Raw genomic sequence first — 19,619 nt, forward strand, 5'->3', positions numbered from 1 at the left:
CCTCAGGAGCCGGGGCAGCCCGGGACCGTGGCCTGTGAGGCGTCACGGATCAGCGCTTCGTGCGCCGCCTTCACCCGCCGCACGTCCGGCTTGACGACCTTGCGGTCATAGGTGATCAGGCCGTTCAACTCGCCCTCCACATCGGTGATCTGAGTGTAGACGGCGCCGTTGTTCCCCTTGCAGGCGAGCGCGCGCACGTCGTGGAGCTTGGCGATGTAGTCGTCGGTGTACGTCGCCGGGTCCACGTCGACGTAGCTCTGCTGCACGGCCCAGGCGTGGCCGGGCACCGCGAGGCCGAGTCCGCCGTACTCGCCGCTCACCAGGGCCCGTCGGCCATCGGGGCGCGGCGGGAGTGCCGGGCTGGGGTAGCCGTGCTCGTCCATGATGTCGCCGGCGCCTCCGTCGGCCCCGAGGTTCAGGCCCGACATGTTGTTGACCAGGCGCGTGGGGTCCCAGGCCTTCGCCTGTTCGGCGATGCGGCCCACGTCGTACTGGCCCCATCCTTCGTTGAAGGTGACCCACATGACGACCGAGGGGCTGCTGGAGTGCTCGTCGATCATCTGCTTCATCTCGCGCTCGTACTGGGCGCGGGCGGCGGCGTCCGGGGTGCGCCCGGCCTCCATCGCGGGCATGTCCTGCCAGACGAGCAGCCCGAGCCTGTCGGCCCAGTAGAACCACCGGTCGGGCTCGACCTTGATGTGCTTGCGGACCGAGTTGAAGCCCATGGCCTTGTGCATCTTCAGGTCGTACGCGAGCGCCTCGTCGCTCGGCGCGGTGTGCAGGCCGTCCGGCCAGAAGCCCTGGTCGAGCGTGGCCATGAGGAAGGCGGGCTTGCCGTTCAGCAGGGTGCGCGGAATGCCGTTCACCTTCTCGACGGCGATGGAGCGCATCCCGAAGTAGCTGGTGAGACGATCGTCGCCGACCCGCACCTCCAGGTCGTAGAGGAAGGGGTCGTCCGGCGACCACAGGCGCGGGTCGTTGATCCTGAGCGTCAGCGGCTTTCCGGTGCGCCCGCTGACCTCCGCGACCTTCTTGCGCCCCGCGTACGCGGCGGCAGTGACCGGCACGCCGTCGCGCACGCCCTTCGCCTCGACGGTGACACGCTTGCCCTGCACATCAGGCGTGATCTTCAGGGAGTCGGCGTGGTCGGCGGCGACCGGCTCCATCCACACGGTCTGCCAGATGCCGGAGGACGGGGTGTACCAGATGCCGCTGGGGTCCAGGCGCTGCTTGCCGACGGGCGGGTTCGCGCCGTCCTCCGCGTCGGTCGGGTCGTACACGCCGACGATGAGTTCCTGGGTGCGGCCCGGCTTCAGCGCGTCGGTGATGTCGGCGCTGAACTTGTCGTAGCCGCCCTGGTGTTCGGTGACCTTCGTGCCGTTGACGTAGATCTCGGACTGCCAGTCGACGGCGCCGAAGTTGAGGCGGAGCCGCTTGCCGTGGCCGACCCGCCAGTCCTTGGGGACGGTGAAGGTGCGGCGGTACCACATGCGGTCCTCGTGCCGTTCGACTCCGGAGAGCTGGGACTCCACGGGGTAGGGGACGAGGATCTTCTCCTTGAGCTTCTTGCCGACCGGGGGCTTCTGGCCCGCCTCGGCGGCGGCGAACTGCCAGGAGCCGTTGAGGTTCTGCCAGTCGGTCCGCTTCAACTGCGGCCGGGGGTACTCGCGGTGCGCGTTGCCGGGCGTGACGTCGTCGGCCCATGTGGTGCGCAGCTCGTACTCGGAGTGGTTGGGGCCGCTGGTCCAGAACTGGCCGACGGCGGCACCGTCCGTGCCGTTCAGGCCGCCCTTGCCGTCGTAGCGGATGTCGGCGAGGCCGGGAGCGTCGCCGCCCTTCTTGCCGACGACGGGTTCCTTCAGGCCGACGAGCAGGCTGCGGTGGTCGGCCGGGTCGGGCTTGACGCTTTCCAGGGGCCACGTGGCGCCGCCGATGACGGCGTCGAGGTGGCCGGTGAGGCCGGCGGGCGGGGCGGCGAGCGGCTGGGCGAAGTCGAGCTTGAGGCTGCGGCCGTCCTTCAGCACGGTGGCGTCGATGGCGCCGTCGTAGTCGAAGTCGGCGGGGATGCGCAGGGCGGAGCGCGGGACGGCCTTCTTCTCGCCGCCGGGCTGCGTCCACTTCAGGCGCAGGTTGGAGCCGCCGTAGTGCTCGAAGTACTCGACCTTGATGTCGTACGCCTTACCGGCCGTCAACTCGACGCCCGGGGACGTCTGTTCCTTGTCCCAGTCGTCCTGCCAGTGGTCGATGGCGAGCTTGCCGTCGACCCAGAGGCGGAAGCCGTTGTCGCCGATCATCGAGAAGGTGGTGGCGCCGGTCTTCTCGGGCACGATCCGGCCGGTCCAGCGGACGCTGACGTCGTCGGCCTGACCGGTGGTGGCCTTGAGCCGGGGCTCCAGGTTGCCGAAGTCGATGTTCGGGTCGAGGCCTGTGGCCTTCAGCTCGTCGAAGTCGAAGGCGCCGGGGGCGGACTGGGTGAAGTACTCGCCCTTGAGCCCGTGGATCTCGGCTGGATCGTCGTCGGCGGTCGCGGCGGGGGCCGAGGTCAGCCCGGCGATGCCGAGGGCCCCTGCGAGCAGCAGGGCGAGGTGTCGGCCGAGTCGTCCGGGGCGTCCGGGATGTCTTCTGATGCGCACGGATCCTCCTTGGTGAGGAAGGGTGGCGGCTCGTCGCTGCAGTCTGTACAACGAATCTGTACAACGTTGGAAGGAACGGCAGTTGGCATGACAGCACGCCCCCCGGCGCGCTGTCCAGGGTCCCGGCAGACGCCCCGGACGGCCGGGGCGGCCACCGACGCAGGGAGAAGCAGTGCGGGTAAGCCTTAGGGACGTCGCGGAGCGGGCGGGCGTCTCGATCAAGACCGTCTCGAACGTGGTGAACAAGTATCAGCACGTCACCCCGGCGATGCGGGCCCGCGTGCAGGAGGCCATCGACGAACTCGGCTACCGCCCCAACCTGACGGCCCGCCACCTCAGGAAGGGGCGTACCGGGATCATCGCGCTCGCCGTCCCCGAGCTGGGCAACCCCTACTTCGCCGAACTCGCGGGCGCCGTCATCGACGCCGCGGCCGAGCACGAGTTCACCGTGCTCCTGGATCACACGCGGGGCGAGCGCGAACAGGAGGTGCTTGTCAGCCAGGGGTTCCGGGCCCGGGTGATCGACGGCCTGATCCTCAGCCCGATCGAGCTGGAGGCGGAGGACCTGCGCGGGCGCGAGGACGACGTACCGCTCGTGCTGCTCGGCGAGCGCGAGTACGACCTGCCCTACGACCACATCGCGATCGACAACGTCGCGGCGAGCCGGGCCGCGGTGCGCCACCTCATCGGCCGCGGGCGCACCACCATCGCGTTCCTCGGCGCCCGTACCGACTCCGCGAACCGCCCCGCCCACCTGCGCCTCGCCGGCTGGCGCGAGGAACTGACGGCGGCCGGGATCGCGGCGCCCGAGAGCCTGGTGGGCCCGGTCGGCGGCTGGGACCGGTGGGACGGCGCCAGGGCGATGGCACGGATGCTGGACGCCGGGGTGCGGCCCGACGCGGTGTTCGCGTACAACGACCTGGTGGCGATCGGCGCGATGCGCGTCCTGCACGAGCGCGGTCTGCGCGTGCCGTGGGACGTCGCGGTGGTCGGCTTCGACGACATCGCCGAGGGGCAGTTCGGAGCCGTCACGCTCACCACGGTGGCGCCGGACAAGCAGGCCATCGCGCGGCTCGCGGTCGAGTCGCTGCTGCACAGCCTGGCCCATCCGGAAGAGTCCTGCGGGCGCGAACTCACCGCGGATTTCCGGCTGCTTGAGCGGGAGAGCACGCTCGGCCGCCGGTGATCCGAAGCCGCGCCCGGGCGGCCTGCACCGGTCGGCGAAGAGTGCGCGGAGGGTTTACAGCCCTCTTTCAACGATGTAAAACCTCCCCCGTACCGCCGAGTTGACCGCCAGTGCCGTCTCTCCCGTGAGCGCTCTCAGTGCCGGGGCCGTGCCGTTTGGGGACCTCAATGAAGCCGACCACACTCCTCAGCCGTACCTCAGCCAGGACCCTTGCCGCCGTCGGCCTCGCCGCGGGCCTGGTCTTCACCGCGGGCTGCGCGAAGTCCGAGGACGACTCGTCCGACGGGGGCGGTTCCGCGTCGCAGGGCCGGGGCGACGCCGGGCAGGAGGTCGCGTCCCCGGGCGAGGGCGGCGGCAAGACCTGCGGGATCGACGCGTACGGCGGCGAGAAGCTGGACCTGAAGAAGGCGACCGTCGGCTTCTCCCAGTCCGAGAAGGAGGCCAACCCCTTCCGCATCGCGGAGACGGCCTCCATGCGGGCCGAGGCGAAGAAGCGCGGTGTCGAGCTCCTCACCGCCAACGCCCAGTCGCAGTTCTCCAAGCAGATCAGCGACGTGCAGGACCTCATCGCCAAGGGCGCCGACCTCCTCGTCGTCGCGCCGCTCAACTCCGACGGCTGGGAGCCGGTGCTGCGCGCCGCGGGCGCCAAGCACATCCCGATCGTCACCATCGACCGCAAGATCAACGCGACCGCCTGCAAGGACTACGTGAGCTACATCGGCTCCGACTTCGTCGCACAGGGCAGGCGGGCCGCGGACCGGATGATCGAGACGACGGGCGGCAAGGGCAAGATCGCCATCCTGCTCGGCGCCGCGGGCAACAACGTCACGACCGAGCGCACCAAGGGCTTCGAGGACCGCATCAAGGAGAAGGCCCCGGAGCTGAAGGTCGTCTTCAAGCAGACCGGCGAGTTCGCCCGCGAGAAGGGCCAGCAGGTCACCGAGCAGCTCATCCAGTCCAAGCCCGACATCACCGGGATCTACGCCGAGAACGACGAGATGGGCCTCGGCGCCGTCAACGCCCTCAAGGGCGCCGGCAAGAAGGCCGGTGACGTGAAGATCGTGACGATCGACGGCACGAAGGGCGCCGTGCGGGGCATCGTCGACGGCTGGATCGACGGTGTGGTCGAGTCCAACCCGCGCTTCGGCCCCCTCGCCCTCAAGACCCTGGACGCCTTCACCAAGGGCGAGAAGGTGGCGCGGTCGATCGTCATCAAGGACGACGCGTACACCGAGAAGAACGCCGAGTCCGATCTCGGCAAGGCGTACTGACGTGCTGTCGGTGACCGGCCTGACCAAGACGTTCCCCGGCGTGCGCGCCCTGGACGCGGTCGACTTCACCGCCCACGCGGGCGAGGTGCACGCACTGATCGGTGAGAACGGCGCGGGCAAGTCCACCCTCATCAAGGTCCTGACGGGGGTGTACCGGCCGGACGCGGGTGAGCTGGTGTACGACGGCCGTCCGGTCCGCTTCGCCACCCCGCTCGAAGCGCAGCACGCGGGCATCTCCACCATCTACCAGGAGGTCAACCTCGTCCCCCTGATGAGCGTGGCCCGCAACCTCTTCCTGGGCCGCGAACCGCGCGGCCACCTCGGTCTGATCGACTTCCGGCGGATGCACCGCGAGGCCGACGAGGCGCTGCGGGGCCTCGGTGTCCGCGTCGACGTACGCCGCCCCCTGCGCGAACTCGGCGTCGGAACGCAGCAGATGGTGGCCCTGGCCCGCGCGGTCTCGGTCGACGCGCGCGTCGTCGTGATGGACGAGCCGACGTCGTCCCTCGAACCCCGTGAAGTCCGCACCCTGTTCGGCGTGATCCGCATGCTGCGCGAGCGCGGCATCGCGGTGATCTACGTCAGCCACCGCCTGGACGAGCTGTACGAGGTGTGCGACACCGTCACCGTGCTGCGCGACGGCAAGGTGGTGCACACGGGACCGCTGGCCGAACTCGACCGGCTGCGTCTGGTGGCACTGATGCTGGGCCGGGAGATCGAGACCGTGCGGGACGAGGGACTCACCCGCTTCACGGGCGACCACGGGGCGGCCGAGGAACCGGTCCTGCGGGCAACCGAGTTGACTGTGCGTCACCGTCTGCACGGTGTCTCCGTCGCCATCCGGCCCGGCGAGGTCGTGGGCCTCGGCGGGCTGCTCGGCTCGGGCCGCAGCGAGACGGCGAAGGCCATCGCCGGCGCACTGCCTCCCGGCTCCGGGCGCGTCGTCGTCGCGGGCGCACGGATCCGCACCGGCTCGACCCCGGCCGCCATCCGCGCCGGCATCAGCCTGCTCCCCGAGGACCGCAAGGCGGAGGGCATCGTCCCCGGCCTCTCGGTCCGCGAGAACATCGCCCTGGCCGCGCTCCCCCGCCTCTCCCGCTTCGGCCTGGTGCACGAGGACCGCATCGACGCGATCGTGGACACCTTCATGAAGCGGCTGCGCATCAAGGCGTCGGGACCGCACCAGAAGGTCGGCGAGCTCTCCGGCGGCAACCAGCAGAAGGTACTGCTCGCCCGCTGGCTCGCGATGCACCCGAAAGTCCTCCTGCTCGACGAGCCCACCCGCGGCATCGACGTCGGCGCCAAGGCCGAAGTGCAGGGCCTGATAGACGAGTTGGCGGCGGACGGCCTCGGCGTCCTGCTGATCTCCTCGGACATGGAGGAGCTCATCGAGGGCTCGGACCGGGTCGTCGTCCTCAAGGACGGCGCCGTGGTGGAGGAACTCACCGGCGCCGACGTCACCGAGGACCGCCTGCTTCGCGCCATAGCCACCCCGCGGGCCACCACCGGAGGCCGCGGTGAGTGACCCCTCCCCCACCGCGCTCGCCGTCCCGGCGGGCCCCGGCCCGGACGGCAGCACGGTCGTCCCCCGCGACCGGGAACGCGCGCTCCGCCTCCTCCAGGAGTACGGCGTCTACCTCGGCGTGGCCGTCCTCCTCCTCGTCAACATCCTCTTCACCCCGCACTTCCTCTCCGGCGAGAACTTCCGCACCCAGGCCGTCCAGGTCGCCCCCGTCCTCGTCGTGGCGCTCGGCATGGCCCTCGCGATCGGCACCGAGGGCGTCGACCTCTCCGTCGGCTCGGTGATGGCCCTCTCCACCTCCCTGATCTCGCTCTACCTCGGCTACGGGATGTGGATCGCCCTGATCGTGGCGGTGCTCGGTGGCATGGCCGTCGGCGCGGCGAACGGTTCACTCGTCGCCTTCATCGGCGTCCAGCCCATCGTGGCGACGCTCGCCCTGATGGTCGCGGGCCGGGGCCTCGCCCTGGTCCTTCTCCCCCAGCTCAAGGACGTACGCGACCCGACCATGGCCTCGCTCGGCTCGGGCGACGTGATCGGCATCCCCTACCTGGTGCTGATCGCGGCGGCCCTCGCGCTGCTCGTCGCCTTCGTCGTACGGCGCACCACGTTCGGCCGGCAGCTCCTGGCCATCGGCGACAGCCGCCCGGCCGCACTGCTCGCGGGCCTGCCCGTGCGCCGCGTACTCATCGTCGTCTACGTCATATCGGGCGCTCTCGCGGCGCTCGCCGGCGTCCTCGCGACGGCGCGCCTGAGCGCCAGCGACCCGACCTCGCTCGGCAATCTGATGGAGCTCTCCGCGATCACCGCCGTGGTGGTCGGCGGCACACCGCTCAGTGGCGGGCGCGTCCGGATCGGCGGCACCGTGGCGGGCGCCGTACTGATCCAGCTGCTCACGGCCACCCTCATCAAGCACGACCTGCCGCCGTCGTGGACGCAGATCGCCCAGGCCGTGGTGATCATCCTCGCGGTCTACGCGGCACGCGAGAGGGGCAAGCGATGACCACCGGCACGAAGAGTCCGGCGGACCCCATGAGCCAGGCCGCCCAGGAAGAAGAGCAGGCCGTCGGCCCCTCCCGCTCCGAGCGGCTGAGTGCGCTGGCCCAGCGGCACGGCGCACTCGTCACCCTGATCGTCGCCGCGGTGGCCGCGTCGGCCGGCTTCGACACGTTTCTGACCGGCGACAACCTCCAGAACATGACGCTGTCCTCCGCGTTCCTCGCGGTGGTCGCGCTCGGCATGACGTTCGTCATCGTCACCGGCGGCATCGACCTGTCGGTCGGTTCGCTGTTCGCCCTCGGCGGGGTCCTCGCCGCCTGGGGCTCGCGGTACGGCACGGCGGTGGCGCTGCTCCTGCCGCTCGCCGTGTGCGGGCTGATCGGCCTGGTCAACGGCGTGCTGATCGCCCGCTCCCGGCTCGCGCCGTTCATCGTGACGCTCGCGGCGATGCTGGGCGCGCGCGGCATCCTCCTGTCGGTCACGGACGAGGGCTCAAGGACGTACCTCGTCGACAAGGACACGTTCTTCGCGACGCTCGGCCAGGGCAAGGTGCTCGGCGTCGGCGCGCCCGTGTGGATCACGGTCGCCCTGTTCGTCGCGGGCGCCGTCGTGCTGCGCCGCACCCGCTTCGGCCAGTACGTGTACGCGGTCGGCGGCAACGAGGACGCGGCGGCGCTGATGGGCGCGCCGGTGGCCCGTACGAAGATCGCCGTCTATACGGTCTCGGGCCTCTGCGCGGGGCTGGCCGGAGCCCTCAACGCGGCCTGGCTGGTCTCCGGGGTGACGATCCTCGGCTCCGGCATGGAGCTGGAGGCGATCTCCGCGGTCGTCATCGGCGGCACGCTGCTCTCCGGCGGGTTCGGCTTCATCAGCGGATCGCTGGTCGGCGTGCTGCTCCTGAAGGTGATCCAGAACGTCATCAACCAGATCGGCTCGCTCGACTCGGCCTACCAGCAGGTGGTGAGCGGCGCCTTCCTGGCGGTGGTGGTGATCGCGCAGACGTGGCTGGGGCGCAGGCGCCAGGTGCTGTGACCCCCGTGTTCACACCGGTACGATCTGGCCCTTGCCCAGCGCGATCACGCCGCCCCTCGACACCGTGTACAGCTCCTCGTCCCGCTCGGGGTTGACGCCGATCGTGGCGCCCGGCGGTACGTCGACGTTCTTGTCGAGGATGGCGCCTCGCACCACGGCGCCACGGCCGATCCGTACGTTGTCGTGCAGTACGGAGCCCTGGACGACCGCGCCCTCCTCGACGGTCACACCGGGCGAGAGGACGGACCGGGTGACCTGACCGCGGATGACGCAGCCGGGGCTGACGATCGACTCCCCCGCGATGCCGCCCGCGCAGAACTTGGCGGGCGGCAGACCGGCGGAGTGGGTGTAGATGGGCCAGCGCCGGTTGTCGAGGTTGAAGACGGGGTGGTCGGAGATCAGGTCCATGTGGGCTTCGTAGTACGAGTCGAGGGTGCCGACGTCGCGCCAGTAGCCGTGGTCACGCGGGGTCTCGCCAGGGACGTGGTTGCCGTCGAAGTCGTACACCTGGGCCATGCCGCGCTCGGTGAGCAGGGGCAGGATGGAGCCGCCCATGTCGTGCGCGGACTCCTCGTCCTCGGCGTCCTGCTGGAGGGCGTCGACGAGTGTCTTGGTGGTGAAGAGGTAGTTTCCCATCGAGGCGTAGACCTGGTGGGGGGCGCCCGGCAGGCCGGGCGGGTCGGCCGGCTTCTCCAGGAAGCGGTCGACCTTCACCCCGTCGCGGGCGGGCGTGATGACGCCGAACGACGACGCCTCGGAGCGCGGCACCCTGATCCCGGCCACGGTCACCGCGGCGCCGTTCTCGACGTGCTGCTGGAGCATGTGTCTGGCGTCCATGCGGTAGACGTGGTCGGCGCCGAACACCGCGATGTAGTCGGGCTGTTCGTCGTGGACGAGGTTGAGCGACTGCAGGATGGCGTCGGCGCTGCCCAAGTACCAGCGCGGGCCCAGGCGTTGCTGGGCGGGCACCGGGGTGACGTAGTTGCCGAGGAGGGACGACATGCGCCAGGTCGTCGACACGTGCCGGTCCAGGGAGTGCGACTTGTACTGGGTGAGGACGCAGATGCGCAGGATGTCGGCGTTCACGAGGTTGGAGAGCACGAAGTCGACGAGGCGGTAGGTGCCGCCGAAGGTGACGGCCGGTTTGGCGCGGTCGGCGGTGAGCGGCATCATCCGCTTCCCTTCCCCGCCGGCGAGCACGATTCCGAGCACCGAAGGTCCACCGCGCATCCCAGCCCCCTACTTGTCGGCTATCTGTCGGTGTGCAGGATCTCCTCGTACACATCAACGGTGCGCCGGGCGACCGCGTCCCAGCCGAACTCCCTGAGCACGCGGTGACGCCCGGCCGTGCCCATCGCACCGGCCCGCTCCGGGTCGGTGGCGAGCCTGCTCAGGAGCAGCCCGAGATCGTGCTCGAAGCCTTCCGGGTCGCTCTCCTTGTACGGGACGAGCAACCCCGTCGTCCCGTCGCTCACCACCTCCGGGATGCCGCCGACCCGTGAGGCGACGACGGCCGTGCCGCATGCCATCGCTTCCAGATTGACGATGCCGAGCGGCTCGTACACAGAAGGGCAGACGAACACCGCGGCGTGGGTGAGGAGTTGGACGATCTCCGGGCGCGGGAGCATCTCGGGGATCCACTGGACGCCCGCGCGGGCGCGGCTCAGCTCCTCGAAGAGGGTGCGGAATTCGAGGTCGATCCCGGGAGTGTCCGGCGCTCCCGCGCAGAGGACGAGCTGGACGCCCCGGTCCAGCCGTCGTGCGGCGCGCAGCAGATGGGGCACACCCTTCTGCCGGGTGATGCGTCCGACGAAGAGGACGTACGGGCGCCCGGGGTCGATGCCGAGCCGTTCCAGGACGTCGGTGCGGGGGTCGGGGCGGTACAGCTCGGTGTCGATGCCGTTGTGCACCACGTGGACCCTGGCCGGGTGAACGGCCGGGTAGCAGGTGAGGATGTCCTCGCGCATCGCGCCGGACACCGCGATGATCCCGTCGGCGGACTCGGCCGCGGTGCGCTCGGCCCAACTGGAAAGGGCGTATCCGCCGCCCAGTTGCTCGGCCTTCCAGGGGCGCAGCGGCTCCAGGGAGTGTGAGGTCATCACGTGCGGTATGCCGTGCAGCAGCTTGCCGACGTGGCCCGCGAGACCGGCGTACCAGGTGTGGGAGTGGATCAGATCGCGGCCCGCGAGGGCCGCCGCCATGGAGAGGTCGACGGAGAAGGTGCGCAGCGCGTCGTTGGCGCCGTCGAGCGCGGGCCACGCGCCGTGCCGCACCAGGCCGTCGGACGCGCCGTCCCCCCAGCAGTGCACGTCGAGGTCGACGAGGGGGCGCAACTCCCGCGCGAGGAACTCGACATGGACGCCCGCTCCGCCGTAGACGTCCGGCGGATACTCCCGGGTGAGCAGGCCCACCTTCACGTAGCACCCTCCGTCGTCCGTCCGATGCCGGCCGCGCCACCTCATGGTCACCCAGACGGGGCCTCGGGGGAAGACCGCTGCGGCGGGCGTTCGAAGCAGCAGTCGCCGCACAGCCCGCCGCCGGGGCACCGGTAGTAGAGGCAGCAGCTGCGACGCCGGAAGGCGGTGCCGCGCAGGGTGCCGGTGCCGCGCAGCTCCGGGTGGTCGAGGAGTTCGGCGGCCAGCTCCATGGCCCGCTCCCCGACGTCCGCGCGTCCCGAACGCGCCGCCCAGCCGTGCAGTTCGCGCGCGGCGCCCGCGAGCGCGGAGCCCGCGTTGCCCCACAGCAGCCCGGCGGAGATCCGGTACCGGGCCCGCAACGCGCCGGCGAGCGGCGCCAGATGGCCGTACTGCACGACGTCCCTGAGGGTCCCGGCATCGCCGGGCAGCGGTCGTACGTCGCTCAGCCACAGGTCGTCGGGCGAGGCGCCGTCGGCGTCCCAGCGCAGCAGCGCGGGGTCGAGGTCGGGCACCCGCCCGTACAGCGCGGCGGAGCCGAGGGCGATCGACCAGAGCCGGGCGGCGAGCCCGAGCTGGGCCACGGACACCGCGACACGGTCCTCGGGGACACCGAGCCGCCGCGCGACCTTGTCGACGCGGAAGCCGAGCGGATCGTGGGCGCCGGCCCGGGGCGCCGCGTACGCCTGCGCGAGGGGCCGGGCGCTCCCGTCGTGCGCCGGGGCTCGGCCCAGAGCGAAGAATCCGCCGACGGAGCCGAGTTCTGCCAGGTCGATGAGGGTGGTCACGACAGCAGTACAGCAAATCCCGGGATGCCGGCCGAGCCCGGGGTGAGCATCGGGGTCACTCTCCGCGCCCAGGAGGTAACCCCTCTTCAGGAGGACACGGGAAAGGTCGTACTCCATCGGCAGTAGGACCAATTGCCTGCTCAGGTACGACGACTCGGAGGGATTTCGGAGTCATCGTTGTCACTATGGAAGCAGACCGTTCGCCAGACCGGGATCACCGGACGCACCGCGCCGCGCGGAGCACCTCATGAGTGCTCTGGCGCTGTCCGTGCTGCTCTCCCTCGTCTCAGCCGTGGCGTACGCCGGCGGCGCGATCCTCCAGGAGCGCGTGGCGGCGACGTCGGCGGGCCAGGGGTACGCGCCGCTGCGCCGGGGCGCCTGGTGGACGGGGATCGCCCTGAACGGCCTGGGCGCCCTGCTGCACGTGGTGGCGCTCGCCTACGGTCCGCTCAGCCTGGTGCAGCCGCTCGGCGCGCTGACCATCGTGTTCGCCCTGCCGATGGCCGCCGTGTTCGTACGGCGCCGGGCCGGGGCCACCGCCTGGCGGGGCGCGCTCCTGGCGACGGTGGGCCTCGCCGGGCTGCTCTCGCTCACCTCGTCGTCCGACTCGCAGTCCCTGGCCGAGGCCGAGCGCCTCATGCTCGCCATGGCGACGGGCTGCGGGGTCCTCGCGCTGATGGTCGCTGCGCACGCGGCGCACCGGCACCCGGTGATGCGCAGCGTGCTCCTGGCCTGTGCGGCCGGTGGGGCCTTCGGCATCGCGTCGGTGTTCACGAAGACGGTGGCGGTGGACTGGGACCGCGACGTCGCACTCCTTGAGCAGCTTCCGACCCTCGGGGCGATCGCGGTGCTCGCGGCGGCCGGTGTCCTGCTCTCGCAGGCCTCGTACCGGGGCGCGGGCCTCGCGGCCCCGCTGGCCACGGTGACCGTCGTGAACCCGGTGGCGGCGGCCGCGGTCGGCCTGACCCTGTTCGGAGAATCCTTCCGCCACGGCGCCGCGGGTACCGTCCTGGCGCTGGTCTGCGGAGTCGTCGCGGCGAGTGGCCTGGTCCTGCTGACGACCGAGCGGATCGCGCGGGAGACGTCGACCGTGGCGGTGGGCGAGGGCCGTCAGGTGGCACGGGGCGGACCGTCACCGTCCGCCCGGCAGCCTGGTCCCCGGCCGGGGTCGGGAGCGGAGTCGGAGGCCGCCTCCGACGCGGCGGACGGGCCCGTGGCCCGTGCCGCCGCGGACGTGTTGCCTTGGGTGCCGACCCAGCAGGCACCGGTCGCGCACCGCAGGAGCCGACCGCGACCGCCGAGCCGCCGCGAGCGGATGGTGTCCTGACCGGAGGGCCGCTGAGGCGGAGGGCGTCCGGGCCGGAGGATTTCCGGGTCAGGGAGCGTGCGGGTTGGGGAGCGTCCGAAGCGGGGGGCGCTCAGATCCGTACGCCGCGTGCCCGCAGGTAGGCGAGCGGATCGACATCGGAACCGAAACCGGGCCCCGTCCGCACCTCGAAGTGCAGATGCGGGCCCGTGCTGTTGCCCGTGGACCCGGACCTCGCGATGCGCTGTCCGGCGCCGACCTGCTGTCCGGCCCGCACGGAGAGCGCCGACAGGTGGCCGTACTGGCTGTACTTCCCGTCGGCGTGGCGGATGACCACCTGGTAGCCGTAGCTGCCGCCCCACCCCGCGGAGACGACCCGGCCGGCGGCGACGGACTTCACGGACGTCCCGGTGGACACGGGGAAGTCGACGCCCGTGTGATACCCCTTCGACCAGGAACCGCCCGCCGCACGGTAAGGGGTGCTGGGCGAGGCGCCGACGGGGGCGACGGCGCCGGGAGTGGCGTGGTCGGGCCGGGGCGCGGAGGGCTTCGAGGAGTGCGGTTTCTGGCGCTTCTTCTCGGCGGCTGCTTTCTCTGCCGCCTTCCGCTCGGCGGCCTTCTTCTCGGCCGCCTTCCGCTCAGCCACTCTCCGTTCGGCTGCCTTCTCCCGCGCGGCCTTCTCCTGCGCGGCCTTCTTCTCCGCCGCCTGCTGGCGGGCCCGCGTCGCGGACCGGTGATCCGCTCGGTCGGAGGCGCGCTCGTGCCCCCGGCTCCCGGCGCGCTCCCCCGCAGACCGCTGCCCGTGGACCGAGAGCCGCTGCCCCGGCGTGATCAGGTCGGGGTCGTCCCCGATGACGCGCCGGTTGGCGTCGTACAACTGCTGCCAGCCGCCCCGGACCCGGCGTTCCCCGGCAATCCCGGAGAGGGTGTCGCCATGGACGACCGTGTACATCTCGGCGGTGCCCGCGGTGGACTGCGGGGTCACCTCGGGCCTGACGTCCTTGACGTCGCGCCGGGCCCGCTCCGGCTTGGCGGGCGCGCGGGCCGGGGTCACATCGGGCGTGCCGTCGCCCCGAGTGAGGCCCGCCTTCGACGAGCACACCGGCCAGGCACCGGGGCCCTGCGCGTCGAGGACCTTCTCGGCGACGGAGATCTGCTGGCCCTTGGTGGCCCGGTCGGCGCGCGGGGCGTAGGCCGTGCCGCCGTACGCCTCCCAGGTGGACTGCCTGAACTGGAGGCCGCCGTAGAAGCCGTTGCCGGTGTTGACGCTCCAGTTGCTGCCGGACTCGCAGGCCGCGACCTTGTTCCAGGTGTCGACGTCGGCCGCGCCCGCGGTCCCCGCGACGGTCAGCGGGAGCGCCATGCCGGCGCCGCCCGCCGTGACGGTCAGCGACGCGCGGTTGATGCGGTTCGGCTGATACCGGCGGTGCCGGCCCCGTACGGCCATTGGGAGCTCCCTCGGACACACGTCATCGCGGATCGCGCACGGCTGACACCGACAAGCCCGCAAGCTAGCCGGTCGGACCAATCCGTGACAAGAGCCCGGTGCCGAGCCGAGGTTCTGCGAGTCAGCTCCTCAAGTGCCCCTTCAGCCACCGCAGTTGGATGCCTTGCTGGTAGGGGCCGCCTCCCTCGTGATCGTTGAAGCCGTACACCTCCATGGAACGCGCGCTTCCCGCGTACGCGTTGAAGGCGGCGAACACCGTCGACGGCGGGCAGGTCAGGTCCTGCAGGGCAGCGGAGAAGAGCGCGGGCGCCCGCCCCCGGGCGGCGAAGTGCACGCAGTCGAAGTACGAAAGGGTTCCGAAGACCCGCTCCTGGCCGCCCCGACGGGCCTTCAGATACAGCCCGATCTCGCTGTACGGCGGCCGGTCCGTGAGGGTCGTCGCCCGCGGGAAGTCGCAGAGGAACGGCACGTCGGCCGCGACGGCGGCCAGATCCGGCACGAGCCCGCCGACCGCGAGGGCGAGGCCACCGCCCTGGCTGACGCCGAGCGCGGCGACCCGCGAGGCGTCCACGAGCGGATGGCTTCGGACGGCCTCGACCGCGCGCACCGCGTCCACGTACAGGCGCCGGTAGTAGTAGTCGTGCGGGTCCTCGATCCCGCGGGTCATGAACCCCGGGTACGACGGGCCGCTCCCGACCGGGTCCGGCGTGTCGCCCTGCGCCCACCCGCCGCTGCCCTGCCCCCGGGTGTCCATCACGAAGTGCGCGTAGCCGGCCGCGGCCCACAGCAGATGCATGTGGGGCAGCCCGCGCCCGCCGCCGTACCCGATGTACTCGACGACGGCGGGCAGCGGCTCGCCGTCCTCGGCACCGGACGGCAGCACCAGCCAGCCCTTGACGGGGTGGCCCCCGAATCCGGCGTATGTGACGTCGAAGACGCGTACACCCGTCAGCGGCAGCTCCACCTCCTCGAACCGCGCGTCCAGCCCGTGTTCCCGTGCCGCCTGCAACGTCTTCTCCCAGAAGGCGTCGAAGTCGTCCGGCTCGGGCAAGTCGGGGCGGTAGCGGCGCAGTTCGTCGAGGGGCAGGTCGAATTGGGGCACAGGCGGCTCCTCCTTCGTAAAGGCGCGGAAAGGTCACGTTATGCCAGCGGGGCGGGGCCGGGCAGGGGGCCGCGGCAGACCGGGAAGCGGACCCGGAACGGTCGGCGGCGGAGGCGTGGACCGGTGCCGGTGGGTCCACGCCTCCGCCGCTGTTCGGAACCATCGGGCGGTGGGCGGTCAGGGGTTGGGACGGCGGCCTTCCGGATTGCGCCGGTGGGCCGTCAGGGGTTGGGACGGGGCACGTCAGGGGGGGGCTGGTGGGCCGTCAGGGGTTGAGCCGGCCATCGTCAGGGATTCGGCCGGTCGCCTTCAGGGCTTGGGCCGACCGCTTTCAGGACTTGGGCGGGCCGCTTTCAGGACTGTGATCGGCCGCCCGTCACATCGGCCCCGGCTGGGGCTCGGGCTCCGGGTCGGGGCCCGGCGGCTGAGGGATCGGGGAGGGCGGCGGAGCCGGGCTCGGCCGGGGCTCCGGGTTGGGCACCGGGTCCGGGGCGGGGAAGGGCCTGCCCGGCTCCGGCGGCACGGGGTCGGGGTCCGGGAACGGCCTGACGGGCCCCGGGGCCGGTGCGGGATCAGGGTACGGGTGGGTCATTGCACTCCTCCAGCCAGTGGTACGCCAGCGGCTCCTCCCCGCGTACCCGACGCCCCCGCGCCCAAGCCTTCCACGGTTCGGTGTTCCTTGCGCGCGGCGTGCGCCGGGGCTGTGCGGTTGCCGTTGCGCGCGGCGGGCGCCGGGGCCGAGCCGCGCCGTTGCCGTGCTCCCGACGACGTCCGCGCCACTCGCGGCCACACACCCGGCAGCCCGCTACCTTGCGGGGCCCGCTACCTTGCGATCCCGCCGCCTACGGGGGCCCGCTACCCGGCGACCAGCGCGGCTGCCGCGGCGAGGCCGGCCCGAGGGCTGGAGAGCACCGGCACGCGCCCCTTGGCAACGAGCGCTTCCGCCCCGCCCATGGAGGCCTGCGCCAGCACGATGGCGTCCGCGTCCCGCACGGCACGCACCGCCCGGGCCACCCCCTGCGCGTACCCCTCGGAATCCCCCGCCTCGAACCTCTCCCACACCCCGTCGACCAGCTCGGCCCGCACCGAGACAGCCCGCCCGGCCCGCCGGGCCTCCTCCTCGACCAGCGCCGAGGTCGGCCCCAGCGTGGACGCGACCGCCGCGAGTACGACGACACGGGGCCCGCACGCGACGGCCGCCGCGGCCATGGGCCGGTCGACCCGGACCACGGGAATCCGCAGGTCCGCACCGGCCGCCTCGGCGACACCGCCGATGGTGGAACAGGTGCACAGCACGGCTCCCGCGCCCTCCTCCGCCGCCCGCACCAAGGCGTCCCGCACGTCGGCGGCGACCGCGTCCGGGCCCTCCCGGCGGGCCCGCGCGAGGAGTTCCTCCGCGACGTGGTGCCGGAGTCCGAGCCCCGGGTGTGCCGCGTCGCGCAGGCCGTCGAAGACGGGCACGTGGACCGGGGACGTGTGCAAGAGGCCCAAGGTCACTGCACCCGGAGCCACCGCATCCGCAGCCACTGCGCCTGGAACCAGGTCGCCACGCACCTCGATACCGCTCATCGTTCTCCGCTCACTCTTCTTCGCGTACGCGAGGGCGGCGGAGGCAGGAGAGCCAGGAGGCAGGTCAGGCGGAGACGCGACGGCTCGACGGGCTCCGCGCCATGTCCGGATCACCCGGCACCGGCTCCCCCGGGTCGTCCCCGAGGGCTACCGCCCGATTGGCTTCGTCGACATGGACGACCCTCGGCCGCAGCGCCCGCGCCTCGGCGTCCTCGACCTGGGCATAGCTGATGATGATCACCTTATCGCCGGGGTGTACGAGGTGTGCGGCGGCTCCGTTGATGCCGATGACACCGCTGCCGCGCTCCCCCTCGATGGTGTACGTCTCCAGGCGGGCGCCATTGGTGACGTCGACGATGTGGACGAGCTCGCCGGGCAGCAGATCGGCGGCGTCGAGAAGATCCGCATCGATGGTGACGGACCCTACGTAGTGCAGGTCGGCCTGGGTCACCGTGGCGCGATGAATCTTGGACTTGAACATGGTGCGCAGCATTGAGGCACTCCTGGACATAGGCTCCCTGCCTGCGTTTTTGCAGGTCAAGGGCTGTTTACCTACCTTACAACGAGTCGCAAGTCCGGGCAGCCTTCCCCAGGCTTTTCAGGAGTCAAGCTGACCGCTTGAGCTTCGCCCACCTCCCTGACCCGGCCGCCCGGCTACGCAAGCCTACGCAGCGCTCTCCGAACGGTGTCCGTGATCACCGTCACTCCACCACGGTGCAGCAGAACGGAAGTAGCTGTGATGCTCAACATGTCCACGAGCTGGGTCTACAGAGAGGCGTCAAACTTGGCTTGAAGGGATGCGAAATCGGCCGGGGCAAAAATGCCGCAGTCCTGCACCCCCTGGGTCGGAAGTATGGTGACGGGTGCCAGTCCTGGGTGCACGCCGCCACTGAGAGTCAGCCCATCGACTCTCAGTGGCGGGGTCAGGGTTCAACCGTCACGTCCCGAGACCGCGCCATGCGGCCTGGTGGCGTGATGAGGCGGGCACCTGGTGGGGCAAGGTCACGGTGTTCCGTTGGCGCCGCTCGCGCAGGGGCTGCCCGCGCCGAACGTTCCGCCGGCTCCACCGGCCCCGCCATGGAAGAGTGTGCCCCCCGTGGCGTTGCCGCCGGCGCCACCGATCCCGCAGGTGCCATCAACGCTGGCACCCGACTTCACACCGCCGTTGCCGCCGGTGCCGCCGTTGCCACCCGAGTTGGTCATCCCTCCAGAACTCACGCCACCGGCACCGCCGATGCCCGCGGCACCACCGGGGTAGGCCCCGCCGGAGCTGCCGTTGCCGCCCATTCCGGCATTACCGCCCTTTCCTCCGTTGCCGAAGGTGTTGGTGCCGCCCGCGCCGCCGTTACCGCCCGTGCCGCCGCCGTGGCCGATGCCGCCGTTGCCGGCGTTGCCGCCCGCGCCACCGGTCGATCCACCGACGCCACCCAGGCCGCCTTTGCCGCCGGCTCCGGCACTGGCACCGGAGTTCCCGCCGGCACCTCCGATGCCGCCCGCACTGACGTTGGTGCCCGCACCGCCCGCACCACCCGCGCCACCGGCGCCGTTGAGGCCGCCGGTGGCACCGGTGCCACCGTTACCGCCCGCCGCACCGCTGGAGCCGCCAGTGCCACCAGTGGCACCTGCACCGCCGGATCCGCTGCCCACGCCGATCCCGCCATTGCCGCCCGCACCGCCGACCCCAGCGGCGAAGCCGTTGCCGCCGGGGCCGCCGGCACCGCCCGCGCAGTTGCCCGTTCCGGTCGCAGCACCGCCCGCGGTACCAGGGAAACCCGCGGGGTGGGCGGCGCTGCCGTTGGCACCCGCAACGCCCGCAGCGCCTGCGGTACAGGCCAGGGCAGAGGCCCCGGCAGGGGTGCCGAGGAAGAGTGCCGCGCCGGCGAAGAGACTCGGGAGGGCGAGGAGAGCGGTGGTCTGTTTCCTGTTCACGGTGTGTTCCTCTGGCTCGGGTGAAGCAAGGGTCGATCCGAGGCGCGAAATCAGGCTGGCACGACACCCAAAAAGGAGTAATTTCCCTCGAACACTTTTCCGTGCCGCACGCCGTGCGGCCGTCCGAGAATTACGCGCTACTTCCATACGACACGCATGTCCAGATATTTGTAATGGAACAAGGTGCCCGATTTCCTTCGACAATCACCCGATGGAGCGGTACGCCAACTGCAGGAGAAAAAGTCCCCTTGAAATTTCGTTTACAGATATTCGCTGTTGCGCTACCCGGCGTGCACAGAGTTGGCCGAATCCACGCGGGTCCCGGCATATGCGGCCCCCGTCTTTGACGGGAAAGCATAGTCCTCGTACATCCCAGACGCAATTACGCCCAAAAATGCCAGGGATTAGGGCCGGGCCATCGACA

The 19,619-nt window shown here is 71.4% G+C and carries 15 protein-coding genes; 6 read left to right on the top strand and 9 right to left on the bottom strand.

Annotated elements, in window-relative coordinates:
• Positions 1-2: 2 nt before the first annotated feature.
• Positions 3-2,633: a PA14 domain-containing protein gene (locus AC07DI_RS09025; protein WP_478903209.1), complete on the bottom strand. Its 2,631-nt coding sequence runs from the start codon at positions 2,631-2,633 to the stop codon at positions 3-5.
• Between the two features lie 172 nt (positions 2,634-2,805).
• Between AC07DI_RS09025 and AC07DI_RS09030 the strand changes: the two genes are divergently transcribed.
• From AC07DI_RS09030 to AC07DI_RS09050, 5 genes are all read left to right on the top strand, one after another.
• On the top strand, positions 2,806-3,819 hold the full coding sequence (locus AC07DI_RS09030; RefSeq protein ID WP_384246973.1) for a LacI family DNA-binding transcriptional regulator: 1,014 nt from the start codon (positions 2,806-2,808) through the stop codon (positions 3,817-3,819).
• Positions 3,820-3,986: 167 nt separating this feature from the next.
• Positions 3,987-5,090: an ABC transporter substrate-binding protein gene (locus AC07DI_RS09035; RefSeq protein ID WP_478903210.1), complete on the top strand. Its 1,104-nt coding sequence runs from the start codon at positions 3,987-3,989 to the stop codon at positions 5,088-5,090.
• A 1-nt stretch (position 5,091) separates the two neighbouring features.
• Positions 5,092-6,615 (top strand): sugar ABC transporter ATP-binding protein, encoded by a 1,524-nt coding sequence (locus AC07DI_RS09040; RefSeq protein ID WP_478903212.1) that lies wholly within the window; start codon positions 5,092-5,094, stop codon positions 6,613-6,615.
• 118 nt (positions 6,616-6,733) lie between these two features.
• Positions 6,734-7,612, top strand: coding sequence for an ABC transporter permease (locus AC07DI_RS09045; protein ID WP_478903456.1), 879 nt, complete (start codon positions 6,734-6,736; stop codon positions 7,610-7,612).
• A 29-nt stretch (positions 7,613-7,641) separates the two neighbouring features.
• Positions 7,642-8,640: an ABC transporter permease gene (locus AC07DI_RS09050; RefSeq protein WP_478903458.1), complete on the top strand. Its 999-nt coding sequence runs from the start codon at positions 7,642-7,644 to the stop codon at positions 8,638-8,640.
• 9 nt (positions 8,641-8,649) lie between these two features.
• On the opposite strand, the gene glgC is transcribed toward AC07DI_RS09050, so the two are convergent.
• From glgC to AC07DI_RS09065, 3 genes are read right to left on the bottom strand one after another with little or no spacing between them, the layout of a single operon-like run.
• Positions 8,650-9,870 (bottom strand): glucose-1-phosphate adenylyltransferase, encoded by a 1,221-nt coding sequence (gene glgC / locus AC07DI_RS09055; RefSeq protein ID WP_478903213.1) that lies wholly within the window; start codon positions 9,868-9,870, stop codon positions 8,650-8,652.
• Positions 9,871-9,890: 20 nt separating this feature from the next.
• On the bottom strand, positions 9,891-11,057 hold the full coding sequence (glgA, locus tag AC07DI_RS09060; protein WP_478903215.1) for a glycogen synthase: 1,167 nt from the start codon (positions 11,055-11,057) through the stop codon (positions 9,891-9,893).
• Between the two features lie 47 nt (positions 11,058-11,104).
• Positions 11,105-11,842 carry a (2Fe-2S)-binding protein gene (locus tag AC07DI_RS09065; RefSeq protein WP_478903217.1) on the bottom strand — a complete coding sequence of 246 codons (738 nt, stop codon included), beginning with the start codon at positions 11,840-11,842 and terminating at the stop codon, positions 11,105-11,107.
• A 247-nt stretch (positions 11,843-12,089) separates the two neighbouring features.
• On the opposite strand from AC07DI_RS09065, the gene AC07DI_RS09070 reads away from it, so the two are divergent.
• Positions 12,090-13,169: a DMT family transporter gene (locus tag AC07DI_RS09070; RefSeq protein ID WP_478903219.1), complete on the top strand. Its 1,080-nt coding sequence runs from the start codon at positions 12,090-12,092 to the stop codon at positions 13,167-13,169.
• Between the two features lie 91 nt (positions 13,170-13,260).
• Here the strand turns inward: AC07DI_RS09070 and AC07DI_RS09075 are convergent, their stop codons facing one another.
• From AC07DI_RS09075 to AC07DI_RS09095, 5 genes are all read right to left on the bottom strand, one after another.
• Positions 13,261-14,595, bottom strand: coding sequence for a transglycosylase family protein (locus AC07DI_RS09075; protein ID WP_478903220.1), 1,335 nt, complete (start codon positions 14,593-14,595; stop codon positions 13,261-13,263).
• Between the two features lie 121 nt (positions 14,596-14,716).
• A complete protein-coding gene (locus tag AC07DI_RS09080; protein ID WP_478903222.1) occupies positions 14,717-15,697 on the bottom strand; it encodes an acetylxylan esterase in 981 nt (326 codons plus the stop codon).
• Between the two features lie 855 nt (positions 15,698-16,552).
• Positions 16,553-17,194, bottom strand: coding sequence for an aspartate/glutamate racemase family protein (locus tag AC07DI_RS09085; RefSeq protein ID WP_478903224.1), 642 nt, complete (start codon positions 17,192-17,194; stop codon positions 16,553-16,555).
• 136 nt (positions 17,195-17,330) lie between these two features.
• A complete protein-coding gene (panD, locus tag AC07DI_RS09090) occupies positions 17,331-17,759 on the bottom strand; it encodes an aspartate 1-decarboxylase (protein WP_384247002.1) in 429 nt (142 codons plus the stop codon).
• 509 nt (positions 17,760-18,268) lie between these two features.
• Complete coding sequence (locus tag AC07DI_RS09095) at positions 18,269-19,195, bottom strand: hypothetical protein (protein WP_478903225.1); 927 nt, start codon at positions 19,193-19,195, stop codon at positions 18,269-18,271.
• Positions 19,196-19,619: the final 424 nt, after the last annotated feature.

The sequence above is a fragment of the Streptomyces sp. NPDC044106 genome, assembly GCF_056433985.1.

Excerpts from the sequence above, each read along its gene's own strand:
- glgC (WP_478903213.1), bottom strand. The coding sequence starts at position 9,870 with ATGCGCGGTGGACCTTCGGTGCTCGGAATCGTGCTCGCCGGCGGGGAA.
- panD (WP_384247002.1), bottom strand. The coding sequence starts at position 17,759 with ATGCTGCGCACCATGTTCAAGTCCAAGATTCATCGCGCCACGGTGACC.
- AC07DI_RS09050 (WP_478903458.1), top strand. The coding sequence starts at position 7,642 with ATGAGCCAGGCCGCCCAGGAAGAAGAGCAGGCCGTCGGCCCCTCCCGC.
- AC07DI_RS09035 (WP_478903210.1), top strand. The coding sequence starts at position 3,987 with ATGAAGCCGACCACACTCCTCAGCCGTACCTCAGCCAGGACCCTTGCC.
- AC07DI_RS09070 (WP_478903219.1), top strand. The coding sequence starts at position 12,090 with ATGAGTGCTCTGGCGCTGTCCGTGCTGCTCTCCCTCGTCTCAGCCGTG.
- AC07DI_RS09075 (WP_478903220.1), bottom strand. The coding sequence starts at position 14,595 with ATGGCCGTACGGGGCCGGCACCGCCGGTATCAGCCGAACCGCATCAAC.